The 18,384-nt window shown below is 60.5% G+C and carries 18 protein-coding genes; 5 read left to right on the top strand and 13 right to left on the bottom strand.

Annotated elements, in window-relative coordinates:
- Nucleotides 1-182: 182 nt before the first annotated feature.
- The 9 genes from hflC to KKQ10_RS12920 all read right to left on the bottom strand — a co-directional run bounded on the left by hflC (nt 183) and on the right by KKQ10_RS12920 (nt 10,262).
- The gene (gene hflC, locus KKQ10_RS12960; protein WP_025110148.1) at nt 183-1,052 is read right to left on the bottom strand and encodes a protease modulator HflC; all 870 of its coding nucleotides are present in this window, start codon (nt 1,050-1,052) and stop codon (nt 183-185) included.
- A complete protein-coding gene (gene hflK / locus KKQ10_RS12955; protein ID WP_064585707.1) occupies nt 1,052-2,230 on the bottom strand; it encodes an FtsH protease activity modulator HflK in 1,179 nt (392 codons plus the stop codon). The genes hflC and hflK overlap by 1 nt, the downstream gene beginning before the upstream one ends.
- 96 nt (nt 2,231-2,326) lie before the next feature.
- On the bottom strand, nt 2,327-3,628 hold the full coding sequence (gene hflX, locus KKQ10_RS12950; RefSeq protein WP_127649013.1) for a ribosome rescue GTPase HflX: 1,302 nt from the start codon (nt 3,626-3,628) through the stop codon (nt 2,327-2,329).
- 12 nt (nt 3,629-3,640) lie between these two features.
- Entirely contained in the window at nt 3,641-3,901 is a 261-nt protein-coding gene (gene hfq, locus KKQ10_RS12945; protein ID WP_003221112.1) for an RNA chaperone Hfq, read from the bottom strand.
- A 94-nt stretch (nt 3,902-3,995) separates the two neighbouring features.
- On the bottom strand, nt 3,996-4,967 hold the full coding sequence (gene miaA, locus KKQ10_RS12940) for a tRNA (adenosine(37)-N6)-dimethylallyltransferase MiaA (RefSeq protein WP_127649012.1): 972 nt from the start codon (nt 4,965-4,967) through the stop codon (nt 3,996-3,998).
- The gene (mutL, locus tag KKQ10_RS12935) at nt 4,967-6,868 is read right to left on the bottom strand and encodes a DNA mismatch repair endonuclease MutL (protein ID WP_215501409.1); all 1,902 of its coding nucleotides are present in this window, start codon (nt 6,866-6,868) and stop codon (nt 4,967-4,969) included. Before mutL ends, miaA begins: the two co-directional genes overlap by 1 nt.
- A 5-nt stretch (nt 6,869-6,873) precedes the next feature.
- On the bottom strand, nt 6,874-8,253 hold the full coding sequence (locus tag KKQ10_RS12930; protein ID WP_414891273.1) for an N-acetylmuramoyl-L-alanine amidase: 1,380 nt from the start codon (nt 8,251-8,253) through the stop codon (nt 6,874-6,876).
- A 51-nt stretch (nt 8,254-8,304) separates the two neighbouring features.
- Nucleotides 8,305-8,775 carry a tRNA (adenosine(37)-N6)-threonylcarbamoyltransferase complex ATPase subunit type 1 TsaE gene (tsaE, locus tag KKQ10_RS12925; protein ID WP_215501322.1) on the bottom strand — a complete coding sequence of 157 codons (471 nt, stop codon included), beginning with the start codon at nt 8,773-8,775 and terminating at the stop codon, nt 8,305-8,307.
- Entirely contained in the window at nt 8,763-10,262 is a 1,500-nt protein-coding gene (locus KKQ10_RS12920) for an NAD(P)H-hydrate dehydratase (protein ID WP_215501321.1), read from the bottom strand. The genes tsaE and KKQ10_RS12920 overlap by 13 nt, the downstream gene beginning before the upstream one ends.
- A 63-nt stretch (nt 10,263-10,325) precedes the next feature.
- Here KKQ10_RS12920 and queG point away from each other — a divergent pair, with 63 nt between their 5' ends.
- A complete protein-coding gene (gene queG, locus KKQ10_RS12915; protein WP_215501320.1) occupies nt 10,326-11,396 on the top strand; it encodes a tRNA epoxyqueuosine(34) reductase QueG in 1,071 nt (356 codons plus the stop codon).
- 2 nt (nt 11,397-11,398) lie between these two features.
- Here queG and KKQ10_RS12910 read toward each other — a convergent pair whose 3' ends face one another.
- The 3 genes from KKQ10_RS12910 to orn all read right to left on the bottom strand — a co-directional run bounded on the left by KKQ10_RS12910 (nt 11,399) and on the right by orn (nt 13,929).
- On the bottom strand, nt 11,399-12,445 hold the full coding sequence (locus KKQ10_RS12910; protein ID WP_215501319.1) for a Fic family protein: 1,047 nt from the start codon (nt 12,443-12,445) through the stop codon (nt 11,399-11,401).
- A 155-nt stretch (nt 12,446-12,600) separates the two neighbouring features.
- Complete coding sequence (locus KKQ10_RS12905; protein ID WP_215501318.1) at nt 12,601-13,212, bottom strand: trimeric intracellular cation channel family protein; 612 nt, start codon at nt 13,210-13,212, stop codon at nt 12,601-12,603.
- Between the two features lie 174 nt (nt 13,213-13,386).
- Complete coding sequence (orn, locus tag KKQ10_RS12900; RefSeq protein WP_127649007.1) at nt 13,387-13,929, bottom strand: oligoribonuclease; 543 nt, start codon at nt 13,927-13,929, stop codon at nt 13,387-13,389.
- A 107-nt stretch (nt 13,930-14,036) separates the two neighbouring features.
- Between orn and rsgA the strand changes: the two genes are divergently transcribed.
- From rsgA to KKQ10_RS12880, 4 genes are all read left to right on the top strand, one after another.
- Nucleotides 14,037-15,068 (top strand): small ribosomal subunit biogenesis GTPase RsgA, encoded by a 1,032-nt coding sequence (rsgA, locus tag KKQ10_RS12895; RefSeq protein WP_007950741.1) that lies wholly within the window; start codon nt 14,037-14,039, stop codon nt 15,066-15,068.
- Nucleotides 15,069-15,280: 212 nt separating this feature from the next.
- A complete protein-coding gene (locus tag KKQ10_RS12890) occupies nt 15,281-15,688 on the top strand; it encodes a TIR domain-containing protein (RefSeq protein ID WP_215501317.1) in 408 nt (135 codons plus the stop codon).
- A gap of 2 nt (nt 15,689-15,690) precedes the next feature.
- Nucleotides 15,691-16,650, top strand: coding sequence for a caspase family protein (locus KKQ10_RS12885; protein WP_215501316.1), 960 nt, complete (start codon nt 15,691-15,693; stop codon nt 16,648-16,650).
- Complete coding sequence (locus KKQ10_RS12880) at nt 16,650-17,135, top strand: toll/interleukin-1 receptor domain-containing protein (RefSeq protein ID WP_215501315.1); 486 nt, start codon at nt 16,650-16,652, stop codon at nt 17,133-17,135. Before KKQ10_RS12885 ends, KKQ10_RS12880 begins: the two co-directional genes overlap by 1 nt.
- A gap of 49 nt (nt 17,136-17,184) precedes the next feature.
- On the opposite strand, the gene KKQ10_RS12875 is transcribed toward KKQ10_RS12880, so the two are convergent.
- On the bottom strand, nt 17,185-18,318 hold the full coding sequence (locus tag KKQ10_RS12875; RefSeq protein WP_215501314.1) for a sterol desaturase family protein: 1,134 nt from the start codon (nt 18,316-18,318) through the stop codon (nt 17,185-17,187).
- Nucleotides 18,319-18,384: the final 66 nt, after the last annotated feature.

Raw genomic sequence — 18,384 nt, 5'->3', positions numbered from 1 at the left:
ACTTTCCTCGAAAAACGCTCGGGCCATTCAACCCGATGCCTGCAACAAAAAACAGCAATCAAACGTGCAGACGCAAAAAAGCCGGGAATTTCCCGGCTGCCGCATCATACACACGTTTTCCCAAAGGATCACCCCGCCCGAGGTTTTAGCCGCCGGGCGGAGCGATTCAGGTCAACGCCGTATCAAGGCTTGGACTTTTCCAGGTAACGGAAGAAGTCGCTGCTTGGGTCGAGAACCATGACATCGGATTTGTTCGCGAAGCTTTCACGGTAGGCGCGCAGGCTACGGTAGAAACCGTAGAACTCCTGATCCTGACCGTAGGCCTTGGAGTAGATCGCAGCGGCCTGGGCGTCACCGTCACCGCGAACCTCTTCGGATTCACGATAGGCTTCAGCCAGCAGTACGCGGCGCTGACGATCGGCGTCGGCACGGATGCCTTCGGCCAGCTCGTTACCCTTGGCGCGGTGCTCGCGGGCTTCACGCTCACGCTCGGTGCTCATACGCTCGAACACGCTGCGGTTCACTTCCTTCGGCAGATCGATGGCCTTGACCCGGACATCGACTACTTCGATACCCAGCTCTTTTTCCGCCATCGAGTTCAGCGATGCAGTGATGTCAGCCATCAACGCATCACGCTCACCCGACACCACTTCGTGCAGGGTGCGCTTACCGAACTGGTCACGCAGACCCGATTCCAGACGACGGGACAGACGCTCGTCGGCGATCTGCTTGAGGCCGGACGTCGCGGTGTAGAAGCGCTCGGCATCTTTCACCCGCCACTTGGCGTAGGCATCGACCATCACGGCTTTCTTTTCCAGGGTCAGGAAACGCTGTGTCGGTGCATCCAGCGTCATCAGACGTGCGTCAAATTTACGCACCTGGTTAACGTAAGGCACCTTCACATGCAGACCCGGCTGAACATCGGCCTGAACCACACGACCGAACTGCAGCAGCACCGCGCGCTCGGTCTGAGCCACGATGTAGAAGCAGTTCCAGCCAACCAGAACCACAACGACGCCAACAATCAGGGCGATCAGCGATTTATTGCTCATCAGCGGGTCTCCCTTGTGCGTGTCTGCGGCAGGTCAGTGACATGCGGCGCGACGTCCGTGTTGTTGCTGGCAGCGGCCGAACCGGTCACCGGTGCATTGCTGCCACCCGAGCTGTTCTGAATCATCTTGTCCAACGGCAGGTAAAGCAGGTTGCTCTGGCCGTTCTTGTTGCCGGTCACGAGTACCTTGCTGGTGTTGCTGAAGACTTCCTGCATGGTGTCCAGATACAGACGCTGGCGGGTGACTTCAGGTGCCTTGCGATACTCGGCGACCAGCTTGGTGAAGCGGTCGGCCTCACCCTTGGCGCGCGATATCGTTTCGTCACGGTAACCATTGGCATCTTCGAGGATGCGCTGGGCCTGACCACGGGCTTCCGGCACGACGCCGTTGGCGTAGGTTTCCGCCTGGTTGCGCGAACGCTGCTCGTCTTCACGGGCGCGGATCACGTCGTCGAAAGCTTCCTGCACTTCACGCGGGGCTGCCGCGTTCTGTACGTTCACCTGGGTGACGGTGATACCGGTGCGATAGGTATCGAGGAAGCGTTGCAGACGCTCCTTGATTTCGCTGGCCATCAATTCACGACCTTCGGTCAGCACCTGGTCCATGGCGGTGGAACCCACCACGTGGCGCAGGGCGCTGTCAGTCGCATGCTGCAGGCTGATTTCCGGCTGATCGACGTTCAGCACGAAGTCCTGCAGGTTGGTGATCTTGTACTGCACGGTCAGCGGCACTTCGACGATGTTCTCGTCTTCGGTCAGCATCTGCCCCTGCTTGGTGTACGCACGCTCACGCGTGACGTTTTCCATGTACTTTTTATCGATCGGCGGGAAGTAGATGTTCAGGCCCGGGCCGACCGTCTCGTAGTACTTGCCGAAGCGCAGCACCACGGCTTGCTCCTGCTCGTCGACCACATAGACCGCGCTGTACAGCCAGACAGCCGCCAGCACCACGAGGCCGATGCCGAGCAGACCGCCGAAGCCGCCACCGCTCCTGCCCGAACCACCGCCGTCATCACCACCGCGTTTCTTACCACCACCGAACAACCCGTTCAGGCTTTCCTGCAGCTTTCGGAAGGCCTCGTCGAGATCCGGTGGCCCCTTGCGGTCGCCGTTATTGCGGCGCTTGCCACCCCAAGGATCCTGATTATTCGAGTTGCCACCCGGCTCATTCCAAGCCATAGCGCTCTCCATCTGATAAAGCAAAGACGCACCCACGGCGCGCCGACCAATGCTACAGAATGCCTGCCGTTGCGGCACAACCGCTTTGCCAGGCTTTTATTGCAAAGTGTGTTGCTCGATGAATTCCATCGGCTGCAATCCCTCGCGGCTTACCAGTCGATTCAACTCGACCCGGGGCAAACGAACGGCCAGCAGGCAGATGCCTTCTTCGTCGTGCTCTTCTTTCTGCACCGCACCGAGCTCGAAGAACTGCGCACGCAGTCGAGCGAACCGTTGCGGCAGGCGCAATGTCCCCACGAACAAATCACTGCCCAGCAACTCGGCAATGGCTTGTTCAAGCAATTCCAGACCCGTGCCATCGCGCGCCGACAACCAGACCCGTTGCGGCTTGCCATCGGCATCGCGCTGGATCTGAGGCTCAACGCCTTCAAGCAAATCGAGTTTGTTGTATACCTCCAGGATCGGCAAGTCCTGGGCCCCGATCTCGCCCAGCACTACCATCACTTGCTCGATCTGCAACATGCGATCCGGTTCGGCCGCATCGATCACGTGCAACAGCAGGTCGGAGTTGCTCGACTCTTCGAGCGTAGACCGAAATGCCTCGACCAGCTTGTGTGGCAAGTGGCGAATGAAACCTACGGTGTCCGCGAGAACAATCGGCCCCAGGTCGTCCAGTTCCAGACGGCGCAAGGTCGGGTCCAGTGTGGCGAACAACTGGTCAGCCGCGTACACCTCGGACTTGGTCACGTTATTGAACAGCGTGGACTTACCGGCGTTGGTGTAGCCCACCAGAGATACGGTAGGGATATCGGCACGCGAACGACCGCGTCGCGATTGCTCGCGCTGGCTGCGGACTTTTTCCAGTCGGCCCTTGATCTGGCGCAGGCGAACCCGCAGCAGACGGCGGTCGGTTTCCAGCTGGGTTTCACCCGGGCCACGCATGCCGATACCGCCACCCTGACGCTCAAGGTGAGTCCAGCCACGAACCAGACGGGTGCTCATGTGGTCAAGCTGGGCCAGTTCGACCTGGAGCTTGCCTTCATGGGTACGCGCGCGTTGGGCGAAAATATCGAGAATCAGGCCGGTACGGTCGATCACGCGACACTCGAAAACACGTTCGAGGTTACGTTCCTGACTGGGCGTGAGAATGTGATTGAAAATCACCAGATCGGCCTTTTCGGCATGGACCAGGTCGCGCAGTTCCTCGACCTTGCCGCTGCCAATCAGGAATTTGGCGGTTGGCCGATGACGCGGTACGTTAAAAAACGCAACGGTCTCGGCGCCCGCCGAATTAGCCAATTCCTGAAACTCCTGCGGATCTTCGCGCGCCTCAGGGTCCTGACCATCCAAGTGAACGAGGATCACTCGCTCACCACCACCGTGGCGCTCAAAGAACAAAGGAGACTCCTATCAGGCGTTACCTGGCTCAGCGTCACCTGCATCGGATTCGGTTGCGCTAGGCAGACGAATTGGACGTACTGGCACGACTGTAGAGATAGCGTGTTTGTAAACCATCTGGCTGACGGTGTTTTTCAGCAGGATAACGAACTGGTCGAACGACTCGATCGTGCCCTGCAGTTTGATACCGTTGACCAGGTAGATGGAAACCCCAACTTTCTCTTTACGTAAAGTATTCAAGTAAGGGTCTTGTAGCGAATGCCCTTTTGACATGTGCCGCACTCCTTTAAGGATTCAATAATAAAAATAGGTAATTCAGATGGCTTTGGCCGCCACACCCCCAAGGATAGACGGCAATTGCAAGGACTCAGCTCAATATGGAGATGGTCCCAAGGTATTTCAAGGCGCGTGGCAGATTGTCGCAATCAAGACTGTCCAGCCAGTGCAGATCTTCCCAGCTGCGCAGCCAGGTGAACTGGCGTTTGGCCAATTGACGCGTGGCAATGATGCCGCGTTCCTGCATTTCGGCTAACGACAGCTTGCCGTCCAGGTAGTCCCAGACTTGGCGGTAGCCTACCGCACGTATAGACGGCAACCCCGAATGCAGGTCACTTCTTTTACGCAGGGCTACGACCTCGTCGATGAACCCCTGTTCCAGCATATTTGTGAATCTTTGTTTAATGCGCTCGTGCAGTACCTGGCGATTTGCCGGAGCAATGGCCAAGTTCGCGACAGTATAGGGCAATTGTTGCCGTCCCGAAGCGGCTGCTTCAGTACTTTGCGCAGATTGTTGCTGACGCAGCGCAGTCATGCTCTGACCGCTGACCCGATAAACCTCCAGCGCCCGACTCAGACGCTGTGGATCGTTGGGATGAATGCGCGCCGCTGACTCCGGGTCGATCACCGCCAATTGTTCGTGCAGGGCTTGCCAGCCAAGGCGTGCAGCTTCTTCTTCGATCTGCGCGCGGACCTCGGGATCCGCCGCCGGCATGTCCGCCAGCCCTTCGACCAACGCCTTGTAATAGAGCATCGTCCCGCCCACCAGCAACGGAATCTTCCCGCGCGCGGTGATGTCGGCCATGGCTTGCAGGGCATCGCGGCGGAAATCGGCGGCGGAATAGGCCTCCGCCGGGTCGAGGATGTCGATCAAACGGTGCGGAAACTCGGCCAGCAGCTCTTTCGAAGGCTTGGCGGTGCCGATGTCCATGCCGCGATAAACCAGCGCCGAATCGACACTGATCAGCTCGCATGGCAGCACCTTGGTCAGCTCGATGGCCAGGTCGGTCTTGCCCGCAGCGGTCGGGCCCATCAGGAAAATCGCTGGAGGAAGCTGGCTCATCAACGACCGCGCAGGAACAGTTTGTCCAGATCGTCCAGACCCAATTGGGTCCAGGTCGGTCGGCCATGGTTGCATTGACCGCTGCGCTCAGTGTTTTCCATGTCGCGCAGCAGGCCGTTCATTTCCGGCAAGGCCAGACGCCGATTGGCGCGGATCGCGCCGTGGCAGGCCATGGTCCCGAGCAGTTCGTTCAGGTGCGCCTGAATCCGGTCGCTGGTGCCGTATTCCATCAGGTCCGACAGCACGTCGCCCACCAGACGGTTGGCCTCGGCCTGTTTGAGCAGCGCCGGAATCTGTCGGATCGCCAGGGTTTCCGGGCCCAGACGCTGCAGTTCGAAGCCCAGGCGCTGGAACCACGCGGCATGCTCTTCGGCGCAATCGGCTTCACGCTGACTGACCGCCAGCGACTCTGGCACCAGCAATGGCTGGCCGCTCAGGCCTTCACTGGCCATGGCGATCTTCAAGCGCTCATACATGATCCGCTCGTGGGCGGCGTGCATGTCCACCAGCACCAGGCCCTGGGCGTTCTCGGACAAGATGTAGATGCCCTTGAGCTGCGCCAGTGCGTAACCGAGTGGCGGAATATCCTCCTGACCGGCCGGCAATGCGTTGGCATTGGCTTCCGGCAGCGGCGCAAAAAACTCGCGGTAGGCAGCCTGCGCCTCAGCGGCTGGCGGCACCGCGGATTGCGGCCGCGGCGTGTACTGATACTGATAAGCGCCGCCAGCACTGGCACCCGACGACGTATTGAACGCCGGTTGCGCCTGCGGCTGCTCCAGCAGCGCATTGGCCGCCAGACGCATTTCGCCTTGCGGGCCGAACTCACCCGCCTCGATGCCGGTTGGGCGGACAATGGCCGTGGTGACAGAACCGGCAAGCTGATCTTCCGGGCGCACATCGCCCAGCGCGCGGTGCAGCGTGCCATAAAGGAAGTCATGCACCATGCGCCCGTCACGGAAGCGCACTTCGTGTTTGGTCGGGTGCACGTTGACGTCGACCGCCGCCGGATCGACCTCGAAAAACAGCGCGAAGGTCGGATGACGGCCATTGAACAGCACGTCGCGATAAGCCTGGCGCACCGCGTGGGCCACCAGTTTGTCGCGCACCGCACGGCCGTTCACGAAGAAATACTGCAAATCCGCCTGACTGCGGTTGAAGGTCGGCAACCCGACCCAGCCCCACAGGTGCAGGCCATTGCGCTCGATCTCGATCGGCAGCGCCTGCTCCAGAAAACCTGAGCCGCAAATCGCCGCCACACGCCGGGCGCGGGCCGCGTCATCGTGGGCCTCGTGAAGACTGAGGATGGTCTTGCCGTTGTGGCGCAGGTGGAAAGCCACGTCAAAACGCGCCAGTGCCAGACGCTTGATCACTTCTTGCAGATGATCGAATTCGGTTTTTTCGGTCTTGAGAAACTTGCGCCGCGCCGGGGTATTGAAGAACAGGTCGCGCACTTCCACCGACGTACCGACAGGATGTGCCGCCGGCTGAACCCGAGGTGCCATGTCGCGACCTTCGGTCTCGACCTGCCAGGCCTGATCGGCGTCGCGGGTGCGCGAGGTCAGGGTCAGGCGCGCCACGGAGCTGATCGACGCCAGTGCCTCGCCACGGAAACCGAGGCTCATCACCTGCTCGAGGTCTTCGAGGTTGCGAATCTTGCTGGTGGCGTGACGGGCCAAGGCCAGCGGCAGATCGTCGGCGGAAATGCCGCTGCCGTCATCACGCACTCGCAACAGCTTGACGCCGCCCTGCTCAACGTCGACGTCGATGCGTTTGGCACCGGAATCGAGGCTGTTTTCCAGCAGTTCCTTGATCACCGAGGCCGGGCGTTCAACCACCTCACCGGCGGCGATCTGGTTCGCCAGCCGTGGGCTGAGCAGTTCGATGCGTGCGGCGTTCAACAGCTGATTCATTCTTTGGACGCCAGTTCGGTGCCAGGAATGGTCAGGTGCTGACCGATTTTAAGCTCATCGCTGCTGAGGTTATTGGCACTGCGCAGGGCCGCAGGCGACACCTGATAACGCACCGCAATCATCGCCAGCGTCTCGCCCGGACTCACGCGGTGATCGCGCGGGCCCTGGGCGATCTTGCCCGAGTCACGCAGCCAGGCAATGTAGGTGCCCGGTGGCGGGTTTTGCTGGAAGAACTGGCGCACGCCGCTGCTGATCGAGCGGGCCAGCGCCTGCTGGTGGCTCGAGGCCGACAGCTTCGAGGCTTCATTGGCGTTAGAGATAAACCCGGTTTCGACGAGGATCGACGGAATATCCGGCGACTTCAGCACCATGAACCCGGCCTGTTCCACACGCTGTTTGTGCAGCGGCGTCACGCGACCGATGTTGGTCAGGACTTTCTGGCCGACGTTGAGGCTGGAAGTCAGCGACGCCGTCATCGACAAGTCGAGCAGCACACCGGCGAGCATGCGGTCCTTGTCGTCGAGGCTGACGTTGCCGGCACCGCCGATCAGGTCGGAACGGTTTTCGCTGTCGGCCAGCCAACGGGCGGTCTCCGAGGTTGCACCGCGATCGGACAAGGCAAACACCGAAGCACCGAACGCTGCCGCAGACGGCGCGGCGTCGGCGTGAATCGAGACGAACAGGTCCGCACCCTTCTTGCGCGCGATTTCGGTACGGCCGCGCAACGGGATGAAGTAGTCGCCGGTGCGGGTCAGCTCGGCACGGAAGCCTTTCATGCCGTTGACCTGACGCTGCAGTTCGCGGGCGATCTGCAGCACCACGTCTTTTTCACGCTGGCCGCGCGAGCCGGACGCACCCGGGTCTTCGCCGCCGTGGCCAGCGTCGATCACCACGATGATGTCGCGCTTGCCGGCCGGGGCCGGCGGCAACTTGATGGCAGGTTCGGAAGGAGTGACCGGCACCGCTGGTACCGTCGCCACTTGTGGCGTCGGCGCAGGTGGCGGTGCGGCATCGGCCGGGTTGTCGAACAGGTCGACCACCAGCCGGTTGCCGTATTGCGCGTTGGGCGCCAGCGAGAAGCTTTTCGGGGTGACGGCTTTTTTCAGGTCGATGACCACCCGCAGGTCGGTCGGCGTGCGCTGGGCCGAGCGCATCGCGGTGATCGGTGTGTTGGCGGTCGAGACTTTCAGCGGCGCACCCAGAGTGGCGCCATTGATGTCGATCACCAGCCGATCCGGTGCGGTCAGGGTGAAGACGCTGTGCTGCACCGGGCCGCTCAGGTCGAAGACCAGTCGCGTGTTATCCGGCGCCCGCCACAGGCGCACGCTGTTGACCTTTGTGTCGGCCACAGCGTTGACGGCCACTGCCATCAACATCAGTCCTGCGGCAGCCACCAACGCGCGAAAGCGCATACCTAACCCCATCATTTAATTGGATTCCAATGCCAAAGCGGCACACCAGGCCCCGCCACGCGAGCCCTGGGATAAAATTTTCAGCGAACGCCCGCTGTCTTGCGGGCTAATGGTAATGGTCAGGTCAGGCTTTGGCAAAAAGCCTGCACCTTTATCGGGCCACTCGATCAGGCACAGGGCATCGTCTTCGAAATAGTCGCGGATGCCAAGAAACTCCAACTCCTCCGGATCGACCAGGCGATACAGGTCGAAGTGGAAGGCGCGTACGTCGCCAATCTCGTAGGGTTCGACCAGAGTGAAGGTCGGACTTTTTACCGCGCCGACGTGCCCCAGACCACGAATGATGCCCCGCGACAACGTGGTTTTGCCCATGCCCAGGTTGCCCTCGAGAAAAATCAGCCCATGGCCCTGGGTAACGCGGGCGATGCGTGCGCCAAAGTCGCTCATCGCCTGTTCATCGGCCAGGTACAGGGTTACTTCAGACACGGTGCATGCTCCTCCAACAACTGACGAATGACTGGAATCAGATCACTGGCCGCCAGCCCACGGCCGAATTTACCTTGTTGTGCGCCGGCATTGGCATGCAGCCAGACCGCCAGGCACGCTGCTTCGAAGCCGTCCATGCCTTGCGCCAGCAACGCGCCGGTCAGACCGGCGAGTACATCACCGAGGCCGGCAGTGGCCATGGCCGGATGGCCCTGATGACACAGCGCCAGACGTCCATCGGGATGGGCGATCAAGCTGCCGGCGCCTTTGAGCACGACGACGGCGGAGTATTTCTTGCTCAGCGCATGTGCCGCTGCCGGGCGATCGGCCTGCACCTCGGCGGTACTGATCCCCAGCAAACGCGCCGCCTCACCCGGATGCGGCGTGATCACGCAATCCTTCGGCAGACTGACAACACCGCTGGCCAGCAGATTCAATGCATCGGCGTCCCACACCTGTGGCAGCGCCGCGTTCGCCGCAGCCGACAGCAGCGCCCGCCCCCAACTCGCCTGCCCCAGCCCCGGCCCGACGACCAGCACCGAGACTTTCTCCAGCAGGCTCATCAACTGATTGGCCGATGAAGCGCCCAGCGCCATGGCTTCCGGTACGCGGGCCAGCGCTGCCGGGATATGCTCCGGGCGCGTCGCCAGCGAGACCATGCCCGCACCACTGCGCAAGGCAGTTTCGGTACTGAGCAGGATCGCGCCGCCAAAGCCATGGTCGCCGCCAATCAACAGCACATGGCCGAAGCGGCCTTTGTGGGAGGTCGGCGCACGCGCAGGCAGACGCGGCAGATTAGCCGCGTTGAGCCGGCGAGCGACGAGCGGAATGTCACTGTAAGTTTCAGGCGTAGCTTGCAGATCGTTGAACACCCGTTCGCCGACACAATCTGCCGCATCTCCGGTGAACAGCCCCAGCTTCAGACCAATGAACGTCACCGTCAGGTCAGCGCGCACCGCGAGCCCCAACGCTCGCCCGGTGTCGGCGCACAATCCGGAAGGAATATCGACTGCCACTACCGGCAGGCCACTGGCGTTGATCGCGGCAATGGCTGAGGCATAGGGTTCACGTACGTCGCCACTCAAACCGGTGCCGAGCAACGCATCGAGGACCACGCCGCGCAACTCGGCCTGAGCGCTCCAGCCCTGCACCGCAACACCTTCGGCGAGTGCCTCGGCATGCGCCAGCGCCGCGTCGCCCTGCAAACGCTGCGGCTCACCGACCGCCAGCACCCGCACCGCCCAACCGGCACGCTGTGCCAGCACCGCCACCAGATAACCGTCCCCAGCGTTGTTGCCACGCCCGGCCAGCACGGTCAGCTCAGTCGCTGAGGGCCAGCGCCGCACCAACGCGCGCCAGCACGCATATGCGGCGCGCTGCATCAATTCGAAGCCCGGCGTGCCGGCGGCGATCAGCCGTGCGTCGAGTGCTCGCACCTGGGCGGCAGCGTACAGCGCGTCGGGTAATTCATCTTTCGTGTGCGGCATGCGTCTTCGGGCTCCGATGTCTGGCAGAATTATACGCACCTCAGCTCCGGTTTCTCTCGCCTCATGTCCGCCATCACCACAGATCTGCCCACCCTCGCCCAATCGATCAAGGATTGGGGCCGCGAGCTGGGCTTCCAGCAAATCGGCATCAGCGGTCTGGACCTGGCCGAGCATGAGCAGCACCTGGAGCGCTGGCTCGCCGCCGGCTACCACGGCGAAATGGATTACATGGGCGCCCATGGCAGCAAACGCTCGCATCCCGAACAGCTGGTGCCCGGCACGTTGCGCGTGGTTTCGCTGCGCATGGACTACCTGCCCGGCGACACGCAAATGGCGCAAATGCTGGCGCAACCGGAAAAAGCCTACGTTTCGCGTTATGCCTTGGGCCGCGATTACCACAAATTGATCCGTAAGCGCGTGCAACAATTGGCCGACAAGATTCAGGCCGAGATCGGCCCATTCGGTTTTCGTGCGTTCGTCGACAGTGCCCCGGTGCTGGAAAAAGCCATCGCCGAGCAAGCCGGACTGGGCTGGATCGGTAAAAACACGCTGGTGTTGAACCGCAAGGCCGGCAGCTATTTCTTCTTGAGCGAACTGTTCGTCGATCTGCCGCTCCCGGTGGACGAACCGCACAGCACCGAACATTGCGGTCGCTGCACGGCGTGCCTGGACATCTGCCCGACCAACGCTTTCGTCGGGCCGTATGTGCTGGACGCCCGGCGCTGCATCTCTTACCTGACCATCGAACTGAAAAACGCCATCCCCGAAGACCTGCGCCCGCTGATCGGCAACCGTGTGTTCGGCTGCGACGACTGCCAGATCGTCTGCCCGTGGAACCGCTTCGCTCGGCCGTCCGGGGAAAGCGACTTCAAGCCACGGCACAATCTGGACAACGCCGAACTGGCCGAGCTGTTTCTGTGGGACGAGGACAAATTTCTCAGCAGCACCGAAGGCTCGCCGCTACGCCGCGCCGGTTACGAACGCTGGTTGCGCAATCTGGCCGTGGGCCTGGGCAATGCGCCGTCGAGCATTCCGGTGCTGGAAGCCTTGAAGGCGCGCCGCGACTACCCGTCAGAGCTGGTGCGTGAACATGTCGAGTGGGCGCTGAAACAGCACGCTGAACGCCGTATTTGAGACTACGCCGGTTTTCTCCACTTGGCCGAGCGCCCCTTACCTGTCGGCTCAATCAGTCCTTCTGCTTTTAGTGATCGTAAAACCAGGCGCACTGTATCGCGGCTGACTCCCGGGCAGGACTCTTCAATTTCCGAGATGGCAAAAGGGAGGACTCGCTTCAAGGCTTCGTCTCTGATTCGATCGCTTTTACCCCCTCGACGCTTCTCTATCGTGCCCACTCGTACCTCGAACTCTTTGTACGCTCTAAGCAATGCCCCCCAGAAATAATCCAGCCATGGCCGAACATCGTGCGTACCCTCGTGCCACCCCTGAGAACTCAGCTCGAATGTTGCGTAATAGCCTTCCTTTGATTCCTCAAATATCCGTTCAAGACTGATAAATCGCCCGACTCTGTAATCAAATTGATAGAGCAGCAGCAATGTCAACAGACGAGCGACGCGACCGTTACCGTCAGAGAAGGGGTGTATGCAGAGGAAGTCGAGGACAGTTAACGGCACCAAAACCAGAGGGTCAGCTAGATTCAATGCCAACGCACGGTGGTAATGCGCCAAGGTTTCAGTCACCGCAATAGGGGTCATATGAGCAGAAACTGGTTGGAAGCGAATCCGCGATGAACCATCGGCATGGCGCTCGATGATGTCGTTATTCATCGCCTTCCATTCACCACCATCCTGAGGTAGATAGCGGTAAAGAAGACCGTGTAACTGTCTAAAAACACCTTCGGAAAATGGCATCCCATCGGCAGATTCATGGATGAGCGAAAGTGCGTCCCGATAGCCAGCAATTTCCTGTTCGGATCGGCTTTTGGGGTCAGCGTTTTTGCTCATCAGTGACTTCAATCGCGCTGGCGCGACAGTCACACCTTCGAGTCGGTTAGATGACTCCGTGGATTCAATCACGGCTATCTGCGTAAGCCCTTGGAGGACCTGCGGCGATTGAGCAACGAACAGTTGTTGCTTACCCCGAAACTCTCCCAATGCACGAAGCGTCGAAATCTGAAGACCGTCGAAGCGCAAGGCGTCAAGAAATTCCGGGGTGAGTGAGTGCATGATTCAGGCAACCTTCTGAATGAGGTAAAAAAGAACTTAAAAGGGTATTTAAGAAAGAAATACCCCATTTAAACTATATTTTTTACCCTATTTAGAGGTGTGGCATCTATGCAACATTCCCAACAGGATATTTCCACGTGCCCGCCAGAGTGACGTCAAGGTGCGTCGTTATAAACGAACTTGGGCATTTCCCAGTGGAAACGGATCGCCAGCAGCCGTAGCAGAAAACCGCCGAACAGGGTGATCAGGATCGCCTGCTCGCCCGGCACATTCAGGTACAGACAGAGCATGTAGCACCACGCCGCCGCGAACGAGACGCTGGCGTACAGCTCGCGACGGAAGATCAGCGGGATGTCGTTGCAGAAGATGTCGCGCAGGATGCCGCCGAAGACACCGGTGATCACGCCGCTGACCGAAGCCACCAGCATGCCGTGGCCCATTTCCAGCGCCGTCATGCAGCCGATCAGGGTGAACGCCACCAGGCCAACCGCATCGAGCACCAGAAACAGCGAACGCAGATGACGCATCCAGCGGGCGGTGAACACGGTGAGCATCGCTGCCGCCGAGGTCAGCACCAGGTATTCCGGGTGTTTGACCCAGGTCAGCGGGTAGTGCCCCAGCAGCACGTCGCGCACCGAACCACCACCCAGCGCCGTGACACAGGCGATCAGCACCACCCCGAACCAGTCCATGCCGCGCCGTCCGGCAGACAGCGCGCCGGTCATGGCTTCAGCGGTAATGGCAATCAGATAGAGCATCAGCAACATGGTGGCGGTCCTGGCAGGAAGGCGCGCAGTCTAGCCATTTCAGCGTCGCACCAGAAGAGGGCGCGAACACGACGATCCCCTGTAGGAGCTGCCGCAGGTTGCGATCTTTTGACTTTGACTCTGAAAAACAGGATCAAAAGATCGCAGCCTTCGGCAGCTCCTACAGGGGCAGCATCAGAACTTGATGAAGTGCTTGCGGTAGTGCTGCAGCTCGGCGATCGATTCGCGGATGTCGTCCAGCGCCAGGTGGGTGCTGCCCTTCTTGAAGCTGTCGCGTACGTCCGGCGCCCAGCGCGCGGCCAGTTCCTTGAGCGTCGAGACGTCGAGGTTGCGGTAGTGGAAGTAGTTTTCCAGCGCCTTCATGTGGGTATAAAGGAAGCGGCGGTCCTGGCAGATGCTGTTGCCGCAGATCGGCGACTTGCCCTTCGGCACCCACTTTTCCAGGAACGCGATGGTTTCGGCCTCGGCTTCAGCCATGCTGATGCGGCTGTCACGCACACGCTGGGTCAGGCCCGAGTTGCCGTGGGTGCGAGTGTTCCACTCGTCCATGCGGGCGAGCACTTCGTCACTGTGATGAATGGCGATCACCGGGCCTTCGGCCAGGGTGTTCAGGTCACTGTCGGTGACGATGGTGGCCATTTCGATGATGACGTCGTTTTCCGGATCCAGACCGGTCATTTCCAGGTCGATCCAGATCAGGTTCTGCGGGTTTTGCATATTCGGGCTCCTAGGCAATGCTGCGCAGTTTAGCCTAGGCCGGTGCCCGGGCGTGCTAAACTCGCGGCCGTTTTACCTAATCGCTGCATTCTTCAGACGGAACACCCATGGCCAAACGCCAACTCAATCGTCGTCAAAACTGGCGCATCGAAAAGATTCAGGGCGAGCGCGCCGCCCGCGCCGCCAAACGCGAGTCCTCGGCGGTCGAAGCCCTGGAGGGCGGCGACCTGGGCCCCGAGCAACACGGCCTGGTGATCGCCCACTTCGGTGTGCAGGTCGAGGTCGAGGCCGTGGACGGCGAACTGGCCGGCCAGGTATTCCGCTGCCACCTGCGCGCCAACCTGCCGGCGCTGGTCACCGGCGATCAGGTGGTCTGGCGTGCCGGCAATCAGGGCATCGGAGTGATCGTCGCGCAACTGCCGCGCACCACCGAACTGTGCCGCCCGGACAGCCGTGGCCAACTCAAACCGGTAGCGGCCAACGTCGACATGATCGTCATCGTTTTCGCGCCGCTGCCTGAGCCGCACGCCAACCTGATCGACCGCTACCTGGTCGCCGCCGAGCACGCCGGCATCCGCCCGCTGCTGCTGCTGAACAAATTCGACCTGATCGACGAGCAGAATGCTCCGGCGCTCAATGCGCTGCTGGCGGTGTATCGCACGCTGGGTTATCCAGTGCTGGAAGTCTCGGCGCACCACGGCAACGGCATGGAACAGTTGCAGAAGCAGCTCGACGGGCGCATCAGCGTGTTCGTCGGCCAGTCCGGCGTCGGCAAGTCGTCGCTGGTCAACAGCCTGCTGCCGGAAGTCGAAACCCGTGTCGGGCCGTTGTCCGAGCTGTCCGGCCAGGGCACTCACACCACGACCACCGCGCGCCTGTTCCACTTCCCCGGTGGCGGTGAACTGATCGACTCCCCGGGTATCCGTGAGTTCGGTCTGGGCCACGTCAGCCGCGCCGATGTCGAAGCCGGTTTCATCGAGTTCAACGACCTGCTCGGCACCTGCCGCTTCCGCGACTGCAAGCATGATCGCGAACCGGGTTGTGCACTGCTCAAGGCCCTGGAAGATGGCCGCGTGCAGCAGCAACGGATGAACAGCTATCGCTCGATCATCGCCAGCCTGCCGGAAAACGGCTACTAAACATCCGCACCGGCAGCACCTCGCCCGAGGGCTGCCGGATGTCGGAACGCGCCTGACAAATCCCCTGAACCGTTAAACATCAGACCTTTCTGACAGGCCCGTCCGCGCCTGCTTGTAGGACATTTCTCTTTCACCGCCCGGCCCTTGTAGGCACGCTCCAGATGCCTAGATTGGGGTCCTCCTTCGCACCTTTGCGACCTTCGAGGAACCCCATGCAGACCTATCACCTGTTCATCAGCCATTCTTGGAACTACGCCCACGCTCACGACAATCTGGTACGCCTGCTCGACGCCAAGCCGGATTTCAGTTTCAAGAATTTTTCCGTGCCGCCGCATAACCCGATCATGGGCGCGCAGACCGACAAGCAGCTCGAAGAAGCCATCGAAAACAAGATTCGCCCTTGCTCGGCGGTACTGATCATGGCCGGGATGTATTCGACCTACAGCAAGTGGATCAACAAGGAAATCGAGATCGCCAAACGCATGGGCAAGGTGATCATCGCGATCAAGCCATTCGGCGCCGAGCGCATTTCCACCGTGGTGCTTGACGCCGCTCACGCCGAATGCGCGTGGAACACCAACAGCATCGTCAGTGCGATTCGCCTGCACACGGCGGTGTAACCATGCGCAAAGGACTGTTTATCGGGATCAACGACTACGCCCATGTTTCACGCCTGAGCGGTTGCAGCAACGACGCCATGGCCATGGCCTCGGTGCTGAAGACTGACGCCAATGGCGATCCCAACTTCAAGAACGTGGTGCTGACGTCCGCCGAGGATTACCTGAGCCGGGAAAAACTCGAGGACCAGATTCGCGAACTGTTCTCCGGCGACTGCAACGTCGCGCTGCTGTATTTCGCCGGACATGGTGGCTTCAACACCGACAACGATGAAGGCATGCTGCTGCCGCAGGACTATCGCAATACCAAGGACGGCATTCGCATCAGCGACATTCTCAACTGGGCCACCAAAGCCACGAAGATCAAAAACAAAGTGATCATCCTCGACTGCTGCCAGAGCGGCGCGGCCGGCGAGGTGCGCGCCCTGCGCAGCGAGAGCAGCGTGGTCGGCGAAGGCATGACCATTCTGACCGCCTGCAAAAAGGAAGAGCCGGCGATGGAAGGCGCGCAACACGGTGTCTTCACCGGTTTGTTGCTGCAGGCCCTGCACGGCGGCGCGGCGAACATTCTCGGCAAGATCACCCCCGGCAGCCTGTATGCCTTTGTCGACAACGCACTCGACGTCTGGGAGCAGCGCCCGGTGTTCAAGACCGACGTCTCGCAGTTCATTTCCCTGCGCGAAGTCTCGCCGCTGATCGCCAAGGAGATCCTGCGCAAACTGCCGGAGTGGTTTGCCGAAGCCGAGTCAACGTTCGTCCTCGATCCCAGCTACGAACCCACCGAAGCGACGTTCCTCCCCGAGCACGGCGAAATCTTCGCCCAACTGCAAAAGTGCAATCGCCACAGCCTGATTGAACCCGTGGACGCCGAGCACATGTACTACGCCGCCATAAACTCCACCGGCTGCCGACTTACCGCCCTCGGCGCCTACTACCGCGAACTCGCCATAAAAGGACACTTCTGATGCCCGTATTCATCAGCTACCGCCACATGGATCGTCCACAGGCCATGGCCATCAATAGCCAATTGATGCAGGCCAACATCAAGACCTACCTCGACGTGCTCGACCCGGAATCGCAGACCACCGACGACATCACCGGGGTTATCACGCGCAACATCACCGAATGCACGCACCTGCTGGCGGTGGTGTCGGAGAAAACCGCATTGTCGTGGTGGGTGCCGTTCGAAATCGGCGAGGCGACGATCAGCAATCGGCGGATCTGCTCGTTCAAGACCGGGCCCACGCAATTGCCGGCTTATCTGGACAAGTGGCCGAAGCTGAGCACGGCCAGTGATCTGAATTTCTTCATCGATGCCTATCGTGAAGAGGTGTCGAACAAACGCTCGATGACACTGGATTCGATCAACGAGACCATCAAGGGCACGTACAAACGCGATGCCGAGTTGTTCCACGATCAATTGAAAAACCGCATTCGACGCGGCTTCTGACGCGCACAAAAAAGCCCCGAACATTCGGGGCTTTTTGTGTCCAGCTGCCCTACTTCGGCTCGGGCTTCTGAAACGCATACAGATGCTGACGCACGATCCCGCCCGGCAGCTCCTTGCCAAACACGCCATAACGCACCGGCCACTCTTTTGGCGGCAGCTTGAACGTGCCGAACAGCATGTCCACCAACGGCGTGTGAATCGCGTAGTTCTTGTAGATGTAGTCCTTGTGCCGGGCATGGTGCCAGTGGTGATAACGCGGCAGGACGATCAGGTAGTTCAGCCAGCCGCCGTTGATGCGTACATTGGCATGGGCCAGCACGGCCTGGACGCCGACCAGAATCACGTAGGCATTCAACGCCTGAGGCGCGAACCCCAGCAGCATCAGCGGCACCAGAACGCCGGTGCGGGTCAGCAGGATTTCGATGAAGTGCACGCGCGAACCGGCAAGCCAGTCCATGTGGGTGCTGGAGTGATGCACCGCGTGGATGCGCCACAGAAATGGCACCACATGATAGAGACGATGCAGCCAATACTGGCCGAGATCCGCCACCAGCACCGCGAGCAGGAACTGCACCACCAGCGGCAGACTTTGGACGCTGGCCTGCAACCCCGGCGATACCGCCCAGCCGGCGATGTAACCCGACGAGGCGGTGATGAAAATCAGGATGAACTGCACCAGCATGTGGCTGACGAAAAAATAGGTCAGGTCGGTGCGCCAGTGCGGGCGCAGGATGTTTTGCTCGGGATCCTTGGAATAGAGTTTTTCCAGCGGAATAAACACGATCGCCGACACCAGCAGCGCCAGGACGAACCAGTCCAGTCCCAGCGAGTACGGGGTCTGCCCGATTTCGCTGACTTGCACGTTGGTGCCGCCGAGGAACACCGCCAGCCCCGATGCGACCAGCCCGGTAATCCCCAGGCGCTTGCGCTTGTTGAGCAGGATGTTCAGGGTGCCGAGGCTGAACGACAGCACCAGCCCGAGCAACAGCGTGGTGCGCGCGAACTGCTCGTCATAGACCTTGCGCAGTTCGGCGGTGGTCAGCCATTCAGGAAACAGGAAGCAGAGCACCGCCAGCAGGCTCAACAGCCCGAGGGTGGCTGAAATATAGCCACTGACCCGCCCCTCACCAAATTTGAAGGGTGCGTTCCCGTGCCGTTGAAAATAGGCTTTGAGTCTTTCCATAACTGATCTTCCGTGATTGCGATAACTGCGACTGCTCATTGCGACGCAGGCAGAAACCAAAAAGCC

The sequence above is a fragment of the Pseudomonas sp. MG-9 genome, from assembly GCF_018729515.1.
Taxonomy (GTDB): Bacteria; Pseudomonadota; Gammaproteobacteria; order Pseudomonadales; family Pseudomonadaceae; genus Aquipseudomonas; species Aquipseudomonas serboccidentalis.
The sequence above is the reverse complement of the archived record's forward strand: the minus strand, read 5'-3'. Positions and strand labels throughout refer to the sequence as shown.

Bases quoted from the DNA above. Each gene is read 5' to 3' on its own strand.
- hflC (WP_025110148.1), bottom strand. From the start codon at position 1,052: ATGAGCAATAAATCGCTGATCGCCCTGATTGTTGGCGTCGTTGTGGTT.
- orn (WP_127649007.1), bottom strand. From the start codon at position 13,929: ATGCAAAACCCGCAGAACCTGATCTGGATCGACCTGGAAATGACCGGT.
- KKQ10_RS12910 (WP_215501319.1), bottom strand. From the start codon at position 12,445: ATGCACTCACTCACCCCGGAATTTCTTGACGCCTTGCGCTTCGACGGT.
- KKQ10_RS12930 (WP_414891273.1), bottom strand. From the start codon at position 8,253: ATGTTGATGGCAGTGGCCGTCAACGCTGTGGCCGACACAAAGGTCAAC.
- miaA (WP_127649012.1), bottom strand. From the start codon at position 4,967: ATGAGCCAGCTTCCTCCAGCGATTTTCCTGATGGGCCCGACCGCTGCG.
- KKQ10_RS12885 (WP_215501316.1), top strand. From the start codon at position 15,691: ATGCGCAAAGGACTGTTTATCGGGATCAACGACTACGCCCATGTTTCA.
- KKQ10_RS12880 (WP_215501315.1), top strand. From the start codon at position 16,650: ATGCCCGTATTCATCAGCTACCGCCACATGGATCGTCCACAGGCCATG.
- KKQ10_RS12905 (WP_215501318.1), bottom strand. From the start codon at position 13,212: ATGTTGCTGATGCTCTATCTGATTGCCATTACCGCTGAAGCCATGACC.
- hflK (WP_064585707.1), bottom strand. From the start codon at position 2,230: ATGGCTTGGAATGAGCCGGGTGGCAACTCGAATAATCAGGATCCTTGG.
- queG (WP_215501320.1), top strand. From the start codon at position 10,326: ATGTCCGCCATCACCACAGATCTGCCCACCCTCGCCCAATCGATCAAG.
- KKQ10_RS12875 (WP_215501314.1), bottom strand. From the start codon at position 18,318: ATGGAAAGACTCAAAGCCTATTTTCAACGGCACGGGAACGCACCCTTC.
- rsgA (WP_007950741.1), top strand. From the start codon at position 14,037: ATGGCCAAACGCCAACTCAATCGTCGTCAAAACTGGCGCATCGAAAAG.
- hfq (WP_003221112.1), bottom strand. From the start codon at position 3,901: ATGTCAAAAGGGCATTCGCTACAAGACCCTTACTTGAATACTTTACGT.
- KKQ10_RS12890 (WP_215501317.1), top strand. From the start codon at position 15,281: ATGCAGACCTATCACCTGTTCATCAGCCATTCTTGGAACTACGCCCAC.
- KKQ10_RS12920 (WP_215501321.1), bottom strand. From the start codon at position 10,262: ATGCCGCACACGAAAGATGAATTACCCGACGCGCTGTACGCTGCCGCC.